Origin of the sequence: Parabacteroides sp. PM6-13, from assembly GCF_029892605.1 — a bacterium.
GTDB lineage: Bacteria > Bacteroidota > Bacteroidia > Bacteroidales > Tannerellaceae > QVMG01.
The window spans coordinates 70,495-88,307 of the sequence record NZ_JARXWF010000010.1; the positions used below are offsets into that span (position 1 = coordinate 70,495).

The window sequence follows — 17,813 nt, forward strand, 5'->3', positions numbered from 1 at the left end:
AAGTCGCCTACCCTTCTATCTCTTTCTTCATCCGGTCAAGATACTGGTCGCTGAAGTCCACCTTTAGTTCAACCCAGAGGGGTAGATGGTCGGACATCTGGAAGGTACGCCATTTGGACATATAGTAACTCGTGATCTCTTTCTCGGTTTTCCCTTCGGTATTCTTTTTGTCGAAATAGGGACGATAGGTCGCCAAGTCCTGGGGTGTGTAAACCGATTGGGTGAAATTGAAGGCACCTGCCCGCTGATCTTTCTCCGAAAAGACAGTCATCGTTTTATCCAATTTGAGGTTGAAGGCGATCTGATCGTAATGCTTGGTACCGCCCAAATCGGAAGGGTGCTCCTTGATGCAATCGGGGACGCTGAATCCCCCCTTCTCCAAGGCTTCCATCGTGGCGTCTTTGCAATTGGGGATATTGAAATCGCCCAGTAGGATATAGCTGGTGTCCTCTTTCTGTGAGCGCTTGGTCAGGAATTCGGCAATCGAAGCGATCTCAGCTACCCGTCGCGGGTCGACACCACTCGATTTGCCATAATAGATATGTACCGTAACAAGATGAAACTTAAACCATCCCGCCTGAAAAGCTACACAGAAAGGGGTACGGGCAAACTGTTCCTCGCCCTGTATGAGTTTCGTTTTCGGAAGTACTATCTCTCCCGCCAGTTTGCGGAAAAAGATTTTGTTTTTGTCATACAAGAAAGCGGTTCGCTCGCCTCCTCCCGCAGTGCCGTCCGTGCTATCGGTCACGATATAGTCCCAGTTGCGTCCCATCAGCGACATCACCTTTTCCAGTCCTTTCAGATTGGACGATACCTCCTGGATCGCAATCAGGTCGAAGCGGCTCAGGATCTCTGCGATGTAAAAGAAACTCTCCAGTCGACGATTGTCACCAAATTCGCGGATATTCCACGTGGCCAACAACAGGGTTTCCGACGCCGTCTTGGCCGGAATGTCGCGGTCTAACTGTTTGCGCAGCAATCGCAGTTTATCAATCGTACGCAACTGTTCCGCTTTCTCTCTAATGTTCTTGATTGGTTTGTAGTAGGGCATATGTTTTTCATTTTATGCAAATATAATCAAAGCCAAAAGCTATTCAAGCTTACCCGCCGATTAACGGGCTTGATCCGCTATTTTTTTTACGATCGGACACTTATTGAAGAAAGTGATCATTTTGTTGTATTTTTTACTTTTCGCCACTTGAAGAGGTTGTAAATTCTGATCAAAAGTTGTTTAATCTATTAAAATAGTAAAGGATTCTATTGACTCTTCAAAAAACATTTTGAAAATAACCATCTCCTTTTTTTCTCCTTTATACATTTGCATATTCATTTATGCGATAGGGGATATACCACAAGTAAAATAAGTAATAACAGCGTTTTTTTAATCTACTTACAATGACAGCTTTACAATTTCAAACAAAATTGATTGGTTTACAGGACAACCTGTTTAGCTTCGCACTTTCATTAACCGCAAACAAAGAAGATGCAATGGATCTGGTTCAAGACACAACTCTAAAAGTATTAGACAACCAGGATAGATTTGTTGACAACACCAATTTCAAAGGTTGGGTGATGACCGTTATGCGCAATATCTTCATTAATAATTACAATCGAGTAGTTCGCGTAAATACAATCATTGATGCAAGTACCAATCTGTATAATGTAGAAGCGATTACACATTCCGGGTTCGATACACCGGAAGGAACCTGTGATATTAATGAAATCAGCAGAGCCATAAAAGAATTAAACGAAGAAATGAAAACACCCTTCGCTTTATATATAAGTGGTTATAAATATGAGGAGATTGCCGATCTGTTGGATATTCCCGCAGGAACGGTTAAGAGCCGCATTTTTGCTGCCCGTCAGCGTTTACAAAAAGAATTGAGCGACTATTATACCTATTGATAGTCGCCCCGTTTTATGTAGCTTAAAATATTCCGCCTTTATAAAGATCATCGAAGTTGGCCTGTCCCCCCGGAGAGGCTTTTTCTTCGTCCGGTGCCAGATCGAGCGCTGTCTGCCGATCTTTTTCCGCCCCTTCGGTGTCACCCAATAGTTGGCGAATCCGGGCACGTTCGGCATAAGCAGGCGCATATTCCTCATTGTGTTCGACTGCCTCATCGAGGATCTCCAGTGCTTCCTGAGGTTTTCCCTGCGCCACCTTCAGACGTCCCGCCAGTACATACGCCTCTTCACAGAAGGGATTGAGTGCCAATACCTCTTCATATTCCGCCTCGGCAGCCGCCTGATCGCCTAACAATTCATAGATCTGCCCCCGCAATAGATGAGCCGTTTCGTCGCCCTCTTCCACCAGGGAGATCACCTTCTCCACGTCCGCCAGGGCTTTTTCGCCCTCTTTCTTCTCCAATAGGATCCGGGCACGCACCAGGTAGGCATCGGCCATATCCTCATTCAGCGCGATCGCTTGTGTCAGGTCGGCAATCGCTCCCTCCCACTCGTTGATCGTTCGTTTGGCTTTCGCACGCAGAAACCAGGCCAGGTGGTTCTCTTCCTCCAGCGCAATCACACGGTCGCAGTCGGCAATTGCCTCCCCATCACGGTCTAATAGGAAGAGGATATTGACGCGGGTCAATAGGGTATTCACATGTTCGGGCTCCAAGTCGATCATCTCATCCACGACCTCCAAAGCGCTTTCGGCATCGTCTGCCATCGTATAGGCTGAAACCAGGTGACTCATGGTTTCAAAATCTTGCTGGATATGCAGGGCTTCTCTGAAGCATTTGATCGCGTAAGGGATCTGACGAATACGCATAGCACGTATTCCGTCGTACTTCAGGATATCGAAGTTTTTTAATTCGTCTTTCTGCAACCCTTCGGTGGTCGCCTCTTTTTTGCCCGAAGAAAACAAGGAGGAAAAGAAATTTGCCATAACACACTGCGTTTTGTTTAGTAGAAATTAAGAAGTTAAGAAGTTATCAGTCGCTGCGCTCCTTAGTAGTCAGAGAAATTATAGAAGTTAAAGAAGTCAAAGAAGTTATCAGTCGCTGCGCTCCTTAGTAGTCAGAGAAGTTATAGAAGTTAAGAAGTTAAAGAAGTTATCAGTCGCTGCGCTCCTTAGTAGTCAGAGAAGTTAAGAAGGTAAAGAAGTTTGATCGTTCCTTACTTCTTAACTTCTCTGACTTCTTTACCTTCTTTAACTTCTTTAACTTCTTAACTTCTATAATTTCTCTGACTTCTTTACCAATTATCCCAAGAAAGAAATCAACACCCCAGCGGCAACAGCAGAGCCGATCACCCCGGAGATATTACTCGCCATGCAATATTGCAGAACATGATTCTTCGGGTCGTGTTTCAGGGCTATCTCATTCGCCACGCGGGAGGCCATCGGAACAGCACTCAAGCCGGTTGCTCCAATCAGCGGATTGATCTTCTTTTGGGTGAAGAGATTGACCAGCTTCACAAAGAAGATACCGCCTGTGATAGACAGCGCAAATGCCAGGAAGCCACCCACTACGATACCGATTGTCGTCCAGTTCAGGAAGGCTTCGGCCGTCATTGTCGCGCCGACGCAAAGACCCAGGAAGATGGTTGCTGTGTTCATGATGCTGTTTGAAATCGTATCGAACAGGCGGAACACATTCGAACCCACCTCTTTGATCAGGTTACCGAACATCAGCATACCAATCAATGGCACGGCACTCGGTACAAATAGGGCAACAACGATAGTTACCGCTATCGGGAAGATGATCTTCAATACCCGCATATTCTTAATCTCTGTGCCGGAAGGATATTTCTTTTCCTGTTCTTTCATGTTGATTTTTAGCTCCTTCTTGGTGCAGAAAAGGTTTACTACCAGCGGAATAATGACCGGAACAAGCGCCATATAGGAGTAGGCCGCAATAGCAATCGGTCCCAACAAATGAGGAGCCAGCTTGATGGTAGTAAAGATAGCCGTCGGACCGTCAGCCCCTCCGATAATACCTAAGGAGGCAGCCTCTTTAGGTGTGAAGCCCATCAGGATGGCTACCAGCAATACGGTAAAGATACCCAACTGTGCTGCCGCGCCGAAGATAGACAAGCGTAGGTTACGAAGCATCGGTCCAAAATCGGTCAACGCCCCCACACCCATAAAGATAATAGGAGGCAGGAAGCCCGTCTTGATCAACATATAATAGAGGAAATTCATAATGCCCAACTCATGCGCAATGTCATGCAACGGCATCTCCCATATATTCTTCATGACGCCATGCACCATGATCATCCCGTTCTCGTCGGCCTGAGCAATGCCCATCTCGCCGCCCGGGAAGTTCGCCAACAACACGCCGAAGGCAATCGGAATAAGCAGCAATGGCTCGTACTCCTTTTTGATGCCCAGGTAAAGCAGTATGATAGCGATGGCATACATGACAAGGAACTGCGGTTCGGCAATGATATCACCGAACGCAGTCATTTCATATAGATTCTTAATTATATCGCCCATTATTGTATCGTCATTATCAAGTCATCCTCAGAAACGGCGTCGCCCGGATTCAACAGGATAGCCGTCACCGTACCGCTACATTCGGAGCGCACCGCATTGTAGGTCTTCATGGCTTCTACATAGCAAAGGATATCGCCCTCTTTCACTGTATCGCCCACTTTCAAGGGTGTTTCGGAGGTATCTTTGGTTAAGAAGAATTTACCTTCCAATGGTGAAAGCACCTCTTCGCCTGCCCCAGCAGCAGCGGCCGGAGTGGCTGCACCAGGCGTTGCGGCCGGAGTAGCCGGAGCTGTTGGCATGGAAGCAGCCGATGCATTATTTGATGCATTATTTGAATCCCCAAAGGCTACCGTTACCTTATAGGCCTGGCCATTCACATCCACCGTCATCACCTGCGGAGTAGTCGGCAACGTCATAGCCGCAGGAGCGGCAGCGGCTGCCGGAGCCGGCTCAGCTTCTTTGACCTGTTCCGCTTTCCGTTTAGCGACATCGGCCAGGAACTCCACCTTCGCCTTGCCTGAACGGAAGGCTTCGTATTGCGCCGGGTGCATAGCATATTCGAAGAGCTCCTCATCGTCTTCGCCTGTTTCCCAGTGCTTTTCGTTCATCAGCTTGCGGTATTTATCCAGGGCATCGGGATAGTTCTTCTGCGGATCACCGGTAAAGAATTCACGTCCCTCAGCTTTTGCTTTCTCGATGATCTCGGGTGCCAACGGACCCGGCAGGCGACCTGCCTTTCCTAATATCATATCCCAGATATCATCGGCAATCATGCTCCAACGGGCTTTCCCTTTTTCCATCTGCATCACATTCATCATCGCCAGGTTCTTGACATACTGGCTGAAGGGCGTTACCAAAGGAGGATAGCCTACCCGCGGCCATACATACGCCACCTCGTCGAACAGTTTGATCAATAACTGATCCTGTGTCATAAGCGGCAGGTTGTTCTTCAGTTTGGCTTTGTTGATTGATTCCAGGTTTTTATCCAGGTCAGCCATCAGGCTTCCCATCATACCTCCCGGCAATCCCGGTCCGATCAACAGCGAGTTCATCAGGCGGTTCTTCGGGCTGATATACAAGCCCAACCAATCGTCCATAAACTCCTGCACCATGCTGCGCACCTTCATATAAGCCTCCATATTGATCTCCGGCACGATATAACCGGCATCTTTCAACATCGCCTGTACGGTCAACAGATCAGCATGCCCCGTTCCCCAGGAAAGAGGCTCCATACCCACGTCGATATAGTCGCAACCGGCGTTACAAACCTCCAGGATAGAGGCCACACTGAAGCCGGGACCCGCATGGCTATGGTATTGAATGGGTATATGGGGATGTTTATCTTTGATATTCTTTACGATTTGCCCTAAAGAATGGGGGCGCCCGATACCGGCCATATCTTTGATACAGATCTCATCGGCTCCCAGATCGATCAATTCCAAGGCCATCTTGGTGTAATACTCTACCGTATGGATTGGAGAATGGGTAATCGAAAGGGCTGCTTGCGAGATCATGCCAGCCTCTTTCGCATAACGGATAGAGGGGGCGATATTGCGCACATCATTCAGTCCGCAGAAGGTACGGGCAATATCCGTTCCCTGTGCCTGTTTCACCTGATAGAAGAGCTGACGCACATCATCGGGTACCGGACTCATGCGAAGACCGTTCAAGGCGCGGTCGAGCATATGTGTCTGAATACCGGCCTCGTGGAAAGGTTTTGTCCATTCACGTACCGCTTTATTTGGGTTTTCTCCGAAAAGTAAATTGACCTGTTCAAATCCTCCTCCGTTGGTTTCTACTCGGGCGAAACAGCCCATCTCTATAATAGCCGGGGCAACCCGGGTCAACTGGTCGACTGTCGGAACATATTTCCCGGCACTCTGCCACATATCCCGGAAGACCAGACTAAATTTAATCTCTCTCTTCTTCATCATTTCTTCCCTGTTTGTTACTATATTTTTTCGATTTTTGTTACTTTTCCCTGTCCTCCTGTCGCAGCGCTTACGGCCGAAACAATAGCTGCCGTTTCCTGGTTGGATAGCCCGCCCGTCGCTGTAGTCGCCGCGCGCACCGGTGCCTGCTTCTTAATCACCACCTCTTCCGGCGCATATCGGTTCACCAGCACGATAAGTCCCTTCCCAAGGTATATGACAATAAGGAGGATAAGGAATACGGTAGCCGTACCAACTACCATCAACAAAAGTCCTGTCTGCATGTTTTCCATATAATCAGATTTTAATTTAGGAGAGCTAAAAACGTATCTAAGAAATTGCCTTAAAAACCAATTGGAACAATTTTAGCCAAGTTAAAAACAGTTGCAAAAGTACAAAAATAGAGCAACTATCTACCCCGCTATTCATTAAAAAAATAAAAAAAAGAAAGATAGCCCTTGCTTTTGGCTTCTTTTTATAAGAAAAAAAACCTATTTGCTTAACATTTAATAGAATGAAATGGTATTTTTGTACCTCTTTGAATAGGACGACAGAAAAGAAGCGTAGATGAAAAAGTGGGTCACAAAGAAGAGCGGCTATAAGGTGTATCGTGCCTTGTTTCATATGAGCAATGCCTTTCTGATCACCACACCGGAGCAGACAATCCTGGTCGATACCGGTTGGCGTTATGGACGAAACCCCCTCTGCCGGAACCTGAAACGACTGGGCATCTCCCATATCGACTACCTGATACTGACCCATACCCACCACGACCATGTCTCGAATGCCCGCTACCTGCAAGAGACCTACGACGCCAAGGTATGGGTGCATCACGAGGGCGCAGAGATACTAAAAAAGGGCGAATCTGTCGTGCCCCAAGGAACCACCCGGATAAGTCGCCTGATAGCCCGTTTTATTGGAAGGCATATCAATCGTTTTGTGCATTATGATGCCTGCCTGCCCGACACGGCATTGCTCCCACCCTATTCTTTTCAAGCGGAAGGGATGAATATCCTTTTGATTCATACCCCCGGCCATTCGGACGATTCAATCAGCATCCTTGTCGACGACGAGATCGTGATTGCCGGGGATAGCCTCTTCGGCGTTTTCCCTCATTCCCTATTCCCTCCTTTTGCCAACGACACTTCGCGGCTCATCGAGAGCTGGAACAGGCTGTTGGAAACACCGGCACAGCTCTTTCTGCCGGCTCATGGCTTTCCTAAAAAGCGCCGGCACCTGGAGAAAGCAGTGGCCTCACACAAACGGTCGATCAAATAGTCTTTTCTCTGCCAACGCCTCATATTTGCTGCCGGGACGTCCATAGTTGGCGTAGGGATAGATGCTGATACCTCCCCGGGGGGTAAACAGTCCGGTCACTTCAATATATTTCGGATCCATCAGTGCCACCAGATCTTTGAGGATGATATTGATGCAATCCTCATGAAAAGCGCCATGGTTACGAAAGCTAAACAGGTAGAGCTTCAGGCTCTTGCTCTCCACCATACGGACATCAGGAATATAGTCGATGTGTATAGTGGCAAAATCAGGTTGTCCCGTGATAGGGCAAAGGCTGGTAAATTCCGGGCAATTAAAACGTACCCAATAATCGTTTTCCGGATGCCGGTTGGTGAATGCCTCCAATACTTCCGGGGCATAGTCTTGTTTATACACCGTCTTTCCTCCCAAAAGATGCAGTTCGTCTTCTCTTTTCATATAATCATTCATTATCAATTATCCATTACTCATTATCCATTGGAATTATCCATTAGGATTATTTGCCCCTCCTATGCAAATAAGTCTCCAGCCCTTTCCTACGCAATGTGCAGGCCGGACAATGCCCGCACCCGTCGGCAGGGATCCCATTGTAACAGGTAAGCGTTTGTTCGCGTATCAGATCCATCACGCCTAACTCGTCGGATAGCTCCCAGACGGCCGATTTGTCGAGGTGCATAAGCGGCGTATGCAAAACGAAGTGTTCGTCCATAGCCAGGTTGAGCGTCACGTTGAGCGAGCGGATAAACGTATCGCGGCAATCGGGATAACCGCTGTAATCCGCTTCAGACACGCCCGCCACCAGGTTGAAAATGCCTTTTTTTCGCGCCAGGATAGCCGCAAAAGTAAGAAAGAGAAGATTGCGGCCGGGTACAAAAGTGTTTGGATAGCTGTCGGCCGGTTTCTCCTGATCCATCTCCATCGTAGGATCCGTAAGCGAATTAGGGGCTAATTGGCCTATAAGCGAGATGTCGAGCAGTTCGAAAGGTACCCCGGCATCGGCCGCGATGATACGCGCACGCTCTACCTCAAGCGAATGTTTTTGCCCGTATGTGAAGCAGACGGTCTCTACTCTTGTGAAATGTTTCAATGCCCAGAACAGGCATGTAGTGGAATCCTGTCCGCCGGAAAAGCAGACCAGGGCAGCATCGGTATGTTTCATTTTTCTTGTTTTTAATACGTGGTTAAGCAAGCACACGGAAAGGAAACCCCTTTCAAGGCACAAAGATAATGAAAGTCGAATGCAGAGCCAAACCCGTTTGAAGGTTGAGAGTAGGCGTTTCTTTACACCTGTGTGTGTGAGTCAACAAATGACATACAATAGGCAATTATTAGCTACAAACCGGGGGTATACTGCCTAAGGGGTGCCTAGGGGATGCCTACATGGTGTCTACATGGTGTCTACATGCTGTCTACATGGTGTCTACATGGTGTCTACATACTTTTTACGTACTTTTTATATAGTTAGAACGTAGGCAATACGGAGGCAGTACGGAGGCAGTACGGAGGCACCCCCTAGGCACTATTAAAACGTAAGCTATTCACCCTAAATACCACCCAATTTCTTGGTCTACCCCTATCAAAAAGAGTCTTTTTTCGGGAAATTGGTTACTTTTTGATAGCAAAACAGAGGCGTGTTAAACCTATCATTTTATCAATTATTAACATATGGCCTGATTCAAGGTCATTATGTAGCGAACATGTAGGGGATATTATACAGTCCTGCCGGACTTATATAAAAACAAAACAAGTCTAATTCGTTTAATAGTTACAAATGAATAAATCAGTGAAAACATCCCTCGGTTTTAATGTAATTGATTTCTCTGATTGATGGGGATTTTCAGGTAGGAGGGGAAGGTTATGGGGCACAAATGGCATAGATAATACAGTGTTTGACTTTATTTATATGACTGAAGGTCACAGCGGGTCTGGAAGGCCGAGTCCCAGCGGGACGATGACTTAGCCCACGGGTAAGCAGACTGAAAGCCTGCGCCACCCTGGGTATCATGATAATAATACAAGTCGAGTTCTGAAAGAACGATAGATAGGATGATACGGACCTGCAGGTCCAGGGTGGCCTTCAGCCATGAATATATATCCGTTCCTTCCTCCAGCCCCCTGCCAGATTAAGATTTATCCATAATAGCCGAAGTTGCTGAAAACTTTTCGTTACATTTGTGACTGCATTGGAAAAAGGCTGTTTTCCTATTGTTTTTAACCATAAGATTAAAAAAATGAATATGCGACCGCTTATTTTAGTGACGAATGATGATGGCGTTGATGCGAAAGGGATTCATGAATTGGTCGGATGTCTCAAAGATCTGGGAGATATTCTTGTTTTCGCACCGGATAGTCCTCGTTCAGGCATGAGTAGTGCTATCACTTCCAACCTCCCTCTTAAATATAAACTGGTAAAGCGAGAAAACGGACTGACGGTTTACAGTTGTTCCGGCACCCCGGTGGACTGTGTAAAACTGGCTATCAACGAGATATCCGATCGTAAGCCCGACCTATTGGTATCGGGCATCAACCACGGAGGGAATATGGCCATTGCCGTAAACTATTCGGGCACGATGGGGGCTGCCATAGAAGGATGTATCTTTGATGTACCCTCGCTGGGTGTTTCTTTATTGGATCATACCGAAGAGGCTGATTTCACAGAGAGCTGCCGCCTGGCACGCATGGTAGCTCGCCGGATCCTGAAAGAGGGATTGCCGCAAGGCACCTACCTCAACCTGAACGTACCGAAAATGCCTCAGGTAAAAGGGCTGAAGGTGTGTCGTCAGGCCGATGGCAAATGGGGCAAAGAGTTTATGCGAAGCGAAGCGCCGCGTGGCGAGACAGTTTTCTGGCTGACGGGAGACTTCGAGAATCGTAAGCCGATACATCCCGAAAACGACACCTTGGCGTTGGATAGCGGCTATGCCTCTCTCGTCCCATGCAAGATTGATGTGACAGATTACGATTATATGAACCGGTTAAGAGAGCTTTTCGGCTAATTATCGGTCGGTTCTCTTCCAATTATCATTTATGAAATACTATTTAATTGCAGGCGAAGCATCCGGCGATCTACACGCGGCCAACCTGATGGCGGCGCTGAAAGAGACAGATCCCGAAGCCGAATTCCGCTTTTTTGGCGGAGATCGGATGCAGGCTATTGGCGGTACACTGGTGAAACACTACCGGGAGATGGCCTATATGGGTTTTATCCCCGTATTACTGCATGCGCGCACTATATTGAATAATATGCGGATGTGCCGGGAAGATATCGCCGCCTACCGACCCGACGTGGTCATCCTGATCGATTACCCCGGATTCAACCTGAACATAGCCAAACACGTCAAGAAGAAGCTTCATATCCCTGTCTACTATTACATCTCTCCCAAGATATGGGCCTGGAAGAAATACCGGATCAAAGACATCCGTCGTTATGTCGATCGTATGTTTTGCATCCTGCCTTTTGAAACCGGGTTCTATCAATCATTGAACTATGCCATCGATTATGTGGGTAACCCTTCGGTCGACGAGGTGGCGCGTTATATCGAAAATGAATCGATCGGCAAGGAGGAATTTCAACAGGAAGAGCAGCTCTCTGATAAGAAAATCATCGCCCTATTGGCAGGAAGCCGCAAGCAGGAGATCAAAGACAACCTGCCTACCATGCTGCGGGTGACCGCCCACTATCCCGACTACCAGGTGGTGATAGCCGGCGCACCGGGTATCTCGCCCGATTATTACCGCCAATATATGCAGGAGTTTCCGGATGCGCGGATTCTGTTTGGTAAGACCTATGCTTTATTACAACACAGTTGTGCCGCCTTAGTCACCTCCGGAACAGCCACCCTGGAAGCCACTTTGTTCCTATTGCCTCAGGTGGTTTGTTATTATACGCCGGTGGGCAATCTGGTCAGTTTCGTATTCCATCGCTTCTTTGGGGTCGATTATATCTCGCTGGTCAACCTGATCGCCAACAAACCGGTCGTGCAAGAGCTGTTTGGCAAAGATTTCAAATCGGAGCGTATCCACCAGGAGCTCGACCGGTTGATAAACGACACTGACTACCGCAATCAGATGATATTCAACTACGAAGAGGTGGTACGTACATTGGGCGCACCCGGTGCCTCTCAGCGCACTGCCCAGTTGATTTATGAATCACTCAAAGAGAAGTAGGGATCTCCCCTACTCCATTCGAAAATAATAACGTCGTTCGTGTCCCGGAAGCAATTCGGGATGGAAAATACTTACATAGTCAGCTAATAGGTAATCGGGATGTAGAGGGAATTCTTCATAGTAAGGCACTCGCCCTGTATTGCAGCCATACACACTCTTTTTACTGAATGCGTCGAACTGTTCATAGGGCGTATATTCCGAGCGCAGCTCGCTATAGGTCATATCGGTCGATTGGTTGTATTTGAGAAGCCAGAAATCAGCATGCATGCCCTGTTCCAATACCGTTTCGAAGGCCAACGGTCTGCTTCCTGCTCCGGGCAGTTCTTTGAAGAGATAGTCGGCGCCCGCGTCGGCAAAGAGATGGGCTATGTAGCTATCGCCGGCCGGCATGTGCCAGGTTGAGCCGAAGCGTTTTTCGGAAATCACGGTAGGGCGGTGGGTGACGGATGCGGTCAATGCCTTCAGGTCGAGGTAACGTTTTTCGGTGGCCTCGAAAAGTGAATCGGCCAATGCCTCTTTATCACAGAGAAGACCATAGAAACGGATCCACTCCGTCCGTCCGAGGGGGAGCGATTCCATGTAATCGGCGCCTTCAATGATGGGGATTCCCATCTTCTCTACGGCTCCATAGCTGCCGTTTTGGAAAGGAGAGGCAATCACAAACTCCGTTCCTATCTCGATCATTTTCTCCACATTGGGAGCGGACGACTCACCCAGGTCGGCAATCGTTCCCCGGCGCAATCCCTCCTGAATGGCGGGCGTATCCATATAACGAGGCTCGCAAACCCCGACGATACGATGGGTCTCGCCCAGCATATCCATGACAGAAGCATGCACGGAGGTGTAGACCACTACCCGTTGGATTGGAACGCGGACCACTGTCCCGGTGGGCAGATTACCGGGAAGTGGTTTGTCGCATCCTACCAGTATATATCTTTGCAACAAATGTCCCTTCTCCCACGGATCATTCACCTCTACGGTTATGTACTCTTCATAGCGATTGATCTCTATGCCACGGGCATAACGGATCGAATCGGTGGCCAACGCTTCGGGCGAAGCCGATCGCCTGCCGCCAGAGTGACAGGAAACGAATAGAAGTAGAAGAAAGAATGGAAGAAGGTTTTTCATCTTATGATCAATTAAAAATTAAACATTTGGCACCATAACCGCCGGTCTCAATCGCCTGGCCTTGCAGCTTTCCGTCCGCGGAGAAGACATAGAGGGAGCTGGTGCTTCCCCAGCTTGATTCCGCAATATAGAAATCTTCCGTCAACGGATCAACAGCAATGGCATAAGGAGAGGTGATGTTTGTTCCGTCTTTGATGATATTTTCATCGACGAATGTTTCTGTCAATGTATCATACTTTTTATAGGTGATATTCGCATCTCCCCATTGGGCGTAGGCGGTGTACAGGTTATCGTTCACCAACGTCATATAGGTGGCTTTATCAACTACCGTCACTTCGCCGGTTTTGCCATCGATACGCTGCAGGGTATTCTTGATATCCCCATAGTTGCCTAATGAGATCACATACACATCCCCCTGGCTATCGGCAAGGATTTTTCCCGGATTGATCAGTACCTCTATCTCTTTATCTACCTTGAAACTACTTTGGTCGATAACCGATACGGTCTTACCGTAATTGGGATAATCCAATCCGCCGGAGTTTGACACATAGATCTTTCCGTTTGCCACAGCCAGATGTTCCGGATAACGTCCTACGCCCACTTTCTCTGTCACTTCCAACGAAAGCGTATCCAAAGCCGCTACGGCATGTCCATAATAGTAGCTGATGTATACCTTCCCCTTATCGGCTACCATAGCACGCGGGTTCATGGGTGCTCCGTCTTCTTTGGGTTCGATGCTTTTGATCAGTTTCCCATCCAGGTTTAATATGGCAATACGATTGGATCCGGTCACAGTCACATACATCTTACCGCCGTAAATCAATAGCTGTTCTGCGGAATCACCCAGGCCGCTTCCGTTAGCTGTTTTATAAACCTCTTGGGTCAACTTGCCTGTCGCAATGTCATAATAACTAATACAAGCATTATTCTCATTCTGGTTTCCGCCGTTCAAAATAAACAAACCGGTAGAAGGCTTCGCGTAATCTGCTACGGGCAAGGCAGCAAACAAGTCTGACTCAACATTATTCTTTATAACAATGACCTGTATGAAAGGCTTGTAAGGTGTTCCAACAGGCACTTCAAAAGAAGAAATCCCTGCTGCCACTTCACCGATTTTCGTGCCTTTCTGAGCTGCTTCATCAGCGGCATAGATCGCGTATCCTGTTACATACGCCTCCGGATTAGGTAATTTCCATGTCAGCATCCCTCCTATGGTTTTCGATAGCGGATCTGAATCGGTGAAAGCTAATTCAGTCACGATCAAGTCCCCTGTATTATCTGTTATCTCCAATGCAGCCACATTGGCCGACTCACCCATCGTATTTTTAGTCACTACCACCAGATAGGCTTTCAGGTCTGTGCCGTTGGGTATCTTTAATGAAGCCTTTCCTGCTAAAGAACTTGCTCCAAACATTACCTCACCGACCTTCTGGTCTCTGCCGGTAGCTGTTTCGCTCAGGTAGATCACATAGTCAGTGATATTCTCTTCCGAAGCCGGAAGATCCCAGATCAATGTGCCGCCAATTTTATACGGATCCATATCCTCATCTGTAAACGTCAGATTGGAAACCACTTCGGTTGGAATAAAAATCTCATCATCTTCATCACATGATGTAAAAGATACTGCCGCAAACAGGCAGACTGTAAAGACATAAAAAAATCTTTTCATTTCTTTGTTGTTTTAAGTAAATGTATTTGTTAGTAGATATATTTGATACTGGCTCTGAACGAACGCCCCGGCATGGGGTAATAACGGATCACATCGTAGGTGATATCCGTCAGATTGACCACTTCGGCCTGCAACCGCAAAGAGGAGTTGGCAAAGGTGAACGTTCGGTTGAAAGATAGTTGCTGTTCGGTATATTTTTCCATCCGGTTGCTTTCCATATTCTGCGGAAGCGCGTAGCGTTCCCCGACAGCGGTAAGCGTCCAACTCACATTGACCCACTTGTTTTCCAACGAGACAGAAGCCGAACCGGCATGTTTCGGTGTATAAGGCAACTGGCTTTTGTAGGTTTTCGATTCTTTATCGGTCACATCAATGGCATATTGCCAGGAATAGGAGCCGTCGACTTGGAGGAACATCGCAAGCGGCAAGGTGAAACGCGTGGACAGGTTTACATCCAGTCCTTTGATCTCAACCTCTCCCATATTCATCATTTTCCAGATAAACATAGTCGGAATGGCGACGATCTTATCTTTCACCCGGTTGTAATAGCCGTCGGCCGTCAGGCTTATATAGTCCAGTCCGAGTGAGGGAAAACGATGACTCCAGGTCAATCCGACATTGTATTGCTGTGCCTTTTCCGGGTCGAGGTCGCGGTTGCCGATGCGGTCGTAATAGAGATCATTGAAGGTCGGCATCCGGAATATATCTTTATAAGAAAGGCGCAGGCGCAGATTCTGATTGCTGAATAGTCGGTAGGAGAGACTGAAAGCCGGTGAAAGCCGCTTGCGGTCGGCCGCCGGATCGCCTTCGGTGATCTCTTCCGTGATAAAAGTCCCCAGGAGACTCGCCGTAGCGGTCAATCGATTGTCTTTGTATTGTGCCGCCAGGGCCGTCAAGGAGGAGATTCTTTCCGGGAAAACACATTTGGGCGTGGTGGCGTCCAACGTATTAAAGAAGGCATCTTCCGCCAGCGAAAAGGAGATGTTCTCTATCGGCTTGTATAACAGGGCGGCAGATGCGTAATATTCCCGTTGAGTGTACACATCCCTTTGCTCTCCATCGATGTATTTGCTGTGGAAATCCTGGTAACGCGTTCGGGAATAATCGAACTTCGCTTGCGCTTTCAACGAGAGTTTATCGGTAAAGCTGTTTTCGTAGAGTGCCTGGGCAAAGCCATTGCGTTCCTGCAGCCGCTCCTTATGATAGTCATTATAAAGGATGACTGACCCGGGCAAGCCTCTTTGGGAATCGAACCAATAGCCTTTCACTCGCAGATTGCCTTTCGTTTTCCAATCGGCATAGAGGTTTAACTCCGTTCGCCAACTTTTGATATCACTGTTTTTTCGCTTCTCTTCGGTCACGATATCTCCATTGGTAAAGGTGTAGGGATACCGCCCGTCGGCCCGCAGCCAGTCGGCATAGAGCGAAACGGAATAGGCGGACGACAGCTTCTGGTCGTAGCGAACCACCGGATTGAACAAGCCGAACGAGCCTCCTTTGACAATCCCCTCCAGGCGAAAGGGCTTCTTGTCGAAGTTTGGCTTGGCGGTTTGGATATGTAATGCTCCGGCAGAGGCATAGATACGGGCAGTCTGGAAAATATCATCGGTCTGACCGATCGAGATGGAAACAGCATCGACGTTATCTAAGGAATAACGGCCAATATCAACCTGCCCGTTTTGCGCATCCGTGATGGTTATTCCGTCGTAGCTTACCGCCGTATGCTTGGCGCCAAGGCTGCGCACCGAGACGGTCTTCAGGCCGCCGATGCCGCCATAATCGTTGACCGTCACCCCGGAGAAACGCTTCACGGCTTCCGAGAGATCCTGCATGCCCAGCCGCTCGATATCCGTGCGATTCATAATCTGTAAAGGCGCCCCCTGGCGGGTTACCGAAGGACGTATCTTCTCTACCACCTCCACTTCGGAAAGATTACGCATAACCGTCGTATCGGTTTGCTGTGCATACAATCCGTAAACACTCCCCAGACTACAAGCCAACAGGCATGACACACAACGTGTAAATAAATGAAGCATACATTTTCGTGTTACCAACACCTTTACCCGAGGCATTGCATAATTTCGATCATGGCAGGTTTTCTGACTCGTTCTACCTTCACCGGCGCCTTCCCAACCTTTGTTTAATGGAAAATGGAAAATGGAAAATGGAAAATAATTTTCAACTATCAATTTTCAATTTTCAATTAAACAACGGTCAGTGGCAAAAGAATTGCCGGGGTATTTAAGAACTTACAGCTACGGGTACAGTTCCGGATTCGCACCGGATTCCCTTTTACTAACACCTCCCGAACGGAAGGCATTACACCATAATCGGGGGCAAAGATAACGCTTTTATTGAATCGCCAAATAAAAGGAAGTGCTTTTTGGAGAATAGATCGTATCTTTGTAATGTCAATTAAGTGTTATTCTTCCTCAAGGATTCTATAAGATGAAAAAGATTACCATTGCTATCGACGGACATTCCTCAAGCGGCAAAAGCACCATGGCCAAAGAACTGGCTAAAACCATTGGATATACCTACATCGACACCGGCGCTATGTACCGGGCAGTCACCTTATACGCCCTGCAACAGGGAATGTTTTCGGGCAACGACCTGGATGAAGAGAGGCTGCGGAAAGAGATAAAAAACATACAAATCTCCTTTCGCCTAAACACCGATACCGGACGTCCCGATACCCTCTTGAATGGCGTTGATGTGGAAAAAGAGATACGTGGCATGGAGGTGTCCGACCATGTAAGCCCGGTGGCTGCATTGGACTTTGTACGCCATGAACTGGTGGCACAGCAGCAGGAGATGGGACGCGGCAAAGGGGTTGTTATGGATGGACGCGATGTCGGTACGGTGATCTTTCCCGATGCCGAATTGAAGGTGTTTATCACGGCATCGCCCGAGGTACGTGCCCAACGCCGCTTTGATGAGCTGCGGGAGAAAGGGCTCGATGTCTCGTACGAGGAGATTCTCGAGAACGTCAAGAAACGAGACTTCATCGATTCAACCCGTAAGGTAGGCCCCTTGAAACAGGCCGAAGATGCCCTCCTGTTAGACAATTCCAATATGACCCGGGAGGAGCAAAGAACATGGCTGTTGGAGCAATACGAGAAAACAGTAAACAATGGATAATGGATAATGGATAGTGGACAATGGACAGCTATCAATTATCAATTAACAATTAACAATTAAA

General features: G+C 47.8%; 15 protein-coding genes and 1 riboswitch. Of the genes, 5 read left to right on the plus strand and 10 right to left on the minus strand.

Annotation, left to right across the window (positions count from 1 at the left end):
- Positions 1-7 precede the first annotated feature (7 nt).
- Entirely contained in the window at positions 8-1,051 is a 1,044-nt protein-coding gene (locus tag M2134_RS10525) for an endonuclease/exonuclease/phosphatase family protein (protein ID WP_280750663.1), read from the minus strand.
- A gap of 344 nt (positions 1,052-1,395) precedes the next feature.
- On the opposite strand from M2134_RS10525, the gene M2134_RS10530 reads away from it, so the two are divergent.
- Positions 1,396-1,905 carry an RNA polymerase sigma factor gene (locus M2134_RS10530; RefSeq protein ID WP_280750664.1) on the plus strand — a complete coding sequence of 170 codons (510 nt, stop codon included), beginning with the start codon at positions 1,396-1,398 and terminating at the stop codon, positions 1,903-1,905.
- A 22-nt stretch (positions 1,906-1,927) separates the two neighbouring features.
- Here M2134_RS10530 and M2134_RS10535 read toward each other — a convergent pair whose 3' ends face one another.
- The 4 genes from M2134_RS10535 to M2134_RS10550 form a co-directional block, all read right to left on the minus strand.
- On the minus strand, positions 1,928-2,890 hold the full coding sequence (locus M2134_RS10535) for a tetratricopeptide repeat protein (protein WP_280750665.1): 963 nt from the start codon (positions 2,888-2,890) through the stop codon (positions 1,928-1,930).
- A gap of 315 nt (positions 2,891-3,205) precedes the next feature.
- Positions 3,206-4,441: a sodium ion-translocating decarboxylase subunit beta gene (locus M2134_RS10540; RefSeq protein WP_280750666.1), complete on the minus strand. Its 1,236-nt coding sequence runs from the start codon at positions 4,439-4,441 to the stop codon at positions 3,206-3,208.
- Positions 4,441-6,372, minus strand: coding sequence for a biotin/lipoyl-containing protein (locus M2134_RS10545; RefSeq protein ID WP_280750816.1), 1,932 nt, complete (start codon positions 6,370-6,372; stop codon positions 4,441-4,443). The genes M2134_RS10540 and M2134_RS10545 overlap by 1 nt, the downstream gene beginning before the upstream one ends.
- 20 nt (positions 6,373-6,392) lie before the next feature.
- The gene (locus M2134_RS10550) at positions 6,393-6,665 is read right to left on the minus strand and encodes an OadG family protein (RefSeq protein WP_280750667.1); all 273 of its coding nucleotides are present in this window, start codon (positions 6,663-6,665) and stop codon (positions 6,393-6,395) included.
- Between the two features lie 274 nt (positions 6,666-6,939).
- Here M2134_RS10550 and M2134_RS10555 point away from each other — a divergent pair, with 274 nt between their 5' ends.
- Positions 6,940-7,650: an MBL fold metallo-hydrolase gene (locus M2134_RS10555; RefSeq protein WP_280750668.1), complete on the plus strand. Its 711-nt coding sequence runs from the start codon at positions 6,940-6,942 to the stop codon at positions 7,648-7,650.
- Here the strand turns inward: M2134_RS10555 and queF are convergent.
- A complete protein-coding gene (gene queF, locus M2134_RS10560) occupies positions 7,627-8,085 on the minus strand; it encodes a preQ(1) synthase (RefSeq protein ID WP_280750669.1) in 459 nt (152 codons plus the stop codon). The two genes, M2134_RS10555 and queF, sit on opposite strands and share 24 nt — an antisense overlap.
- A gap of 58 nt (positions 8,086-8,143) precedes the next feature.
- Positions 8,144-8,806 carry a 7-cyano-7-deazaguanine synthase QueC gene (queC, locus tag M2134_RS10565; RefSeq protein WP_280750670.1) on the minus strand — a complete coding sequence of 221 codons (663 nt, stop codon included), beginning with the start codon at positions 8,804-8,806 and terminating at the stop codon, positions 8,144-8,146.
- A gap of 1,072 nt (positions 8,807-9,878) precedes the next feature.
- Between queC and surE the strand changes: the two genes are divergently transcribed.
- Together surE and lpxB are read left to right on the plus strand one after the other, a co-directional pair.
- Complete coding sequence (gene surE, locus M2134_RS10570) at positions 9,879-10,643, plus strand: 5'/3'-nucleotidase SurE (RefSeq protein WP_280750671.1); 765 nt, start codon at positions 9,879-9,881, stop codon at positions 10,641-10,643.
- Positions 10,644-10,674: 31 nt separating this feature from the next.
- Positions 10,675-11,814, plus strand: coding sequence for a lipid-A-disaccharide synthase (gene lpxB, locus M2134_RS10575; RefSeq protein ID WP_280750672.1), 1,140 nt, complete (start codon positions 10,675-10,677; stop codon positions 11,812-11,814).
- Positions 11,815-11,823: 9 nt separating this feature from the next.
- Here the strand turns inward: lpxB and M2134_RS10580 are convergent, their stop codons facing one another.
- The 3 genes from M2134_RS10580 to M2134_RS10590 are packed head-to-tail and all read right to left on the minus strand — an operon-like array spanning position 11,824 to position 16,647.
- The gene (locus tag M2134_RS10580) at positions 11,824-12,942 is read right to left on the minus strand and encodes an ABC transporter substrate-binding protein (RefSeq protein WP_280750673.1); all 1,119 of its coding nucleotides are present in this window, start codon (positions 12,940-12,942) and stop codon (positions 11,824-11,826) included.
- 7 nt (positions 12,943-12,949) lie between these two features.
- A complete protein-coding gene (locus M2134_RS10585) occupies positions 12,950-14,611 on the minus strand; it encodes a DUF5074 domain-containing protein (protein WP_280750674.1) in 1,662 nt (553 codons plus the stop codon).
- Between the two features lie 29 nt (positions 14,612-14,640).
- Entirely contained in the window at positions 14,641-16,647 is a 2,007-nt protein-coding gene (locus M2134_RS10590) for a TonB-dependent receptor (protein WP_280750675.1), read from the minus strand.
- 35 nt (positions 16,648-16,682) lie between these two features.
- A riboswitch (cobalamin riboswitch) is annotated at positions 16,683-16,955 on the minus strand.
- A gap of 104 nt (positions 16,956-17,059) precedes the next feature.
- Here M2134_RS10590 and cmk point away from each other — a divergent pair.
- Positions 17,060-17,752, plus strand: a complete 693-nt coding sequence (gene cmk, locus M2134_RS10595) for a (d)CMP kinase (protein WP_280750676.1) — start codon at positions 17,060-17,062, stop codon at positions 17,750-17,752.
- Positions 17,753-17,813: the final 61 nt, after the last annotated feature.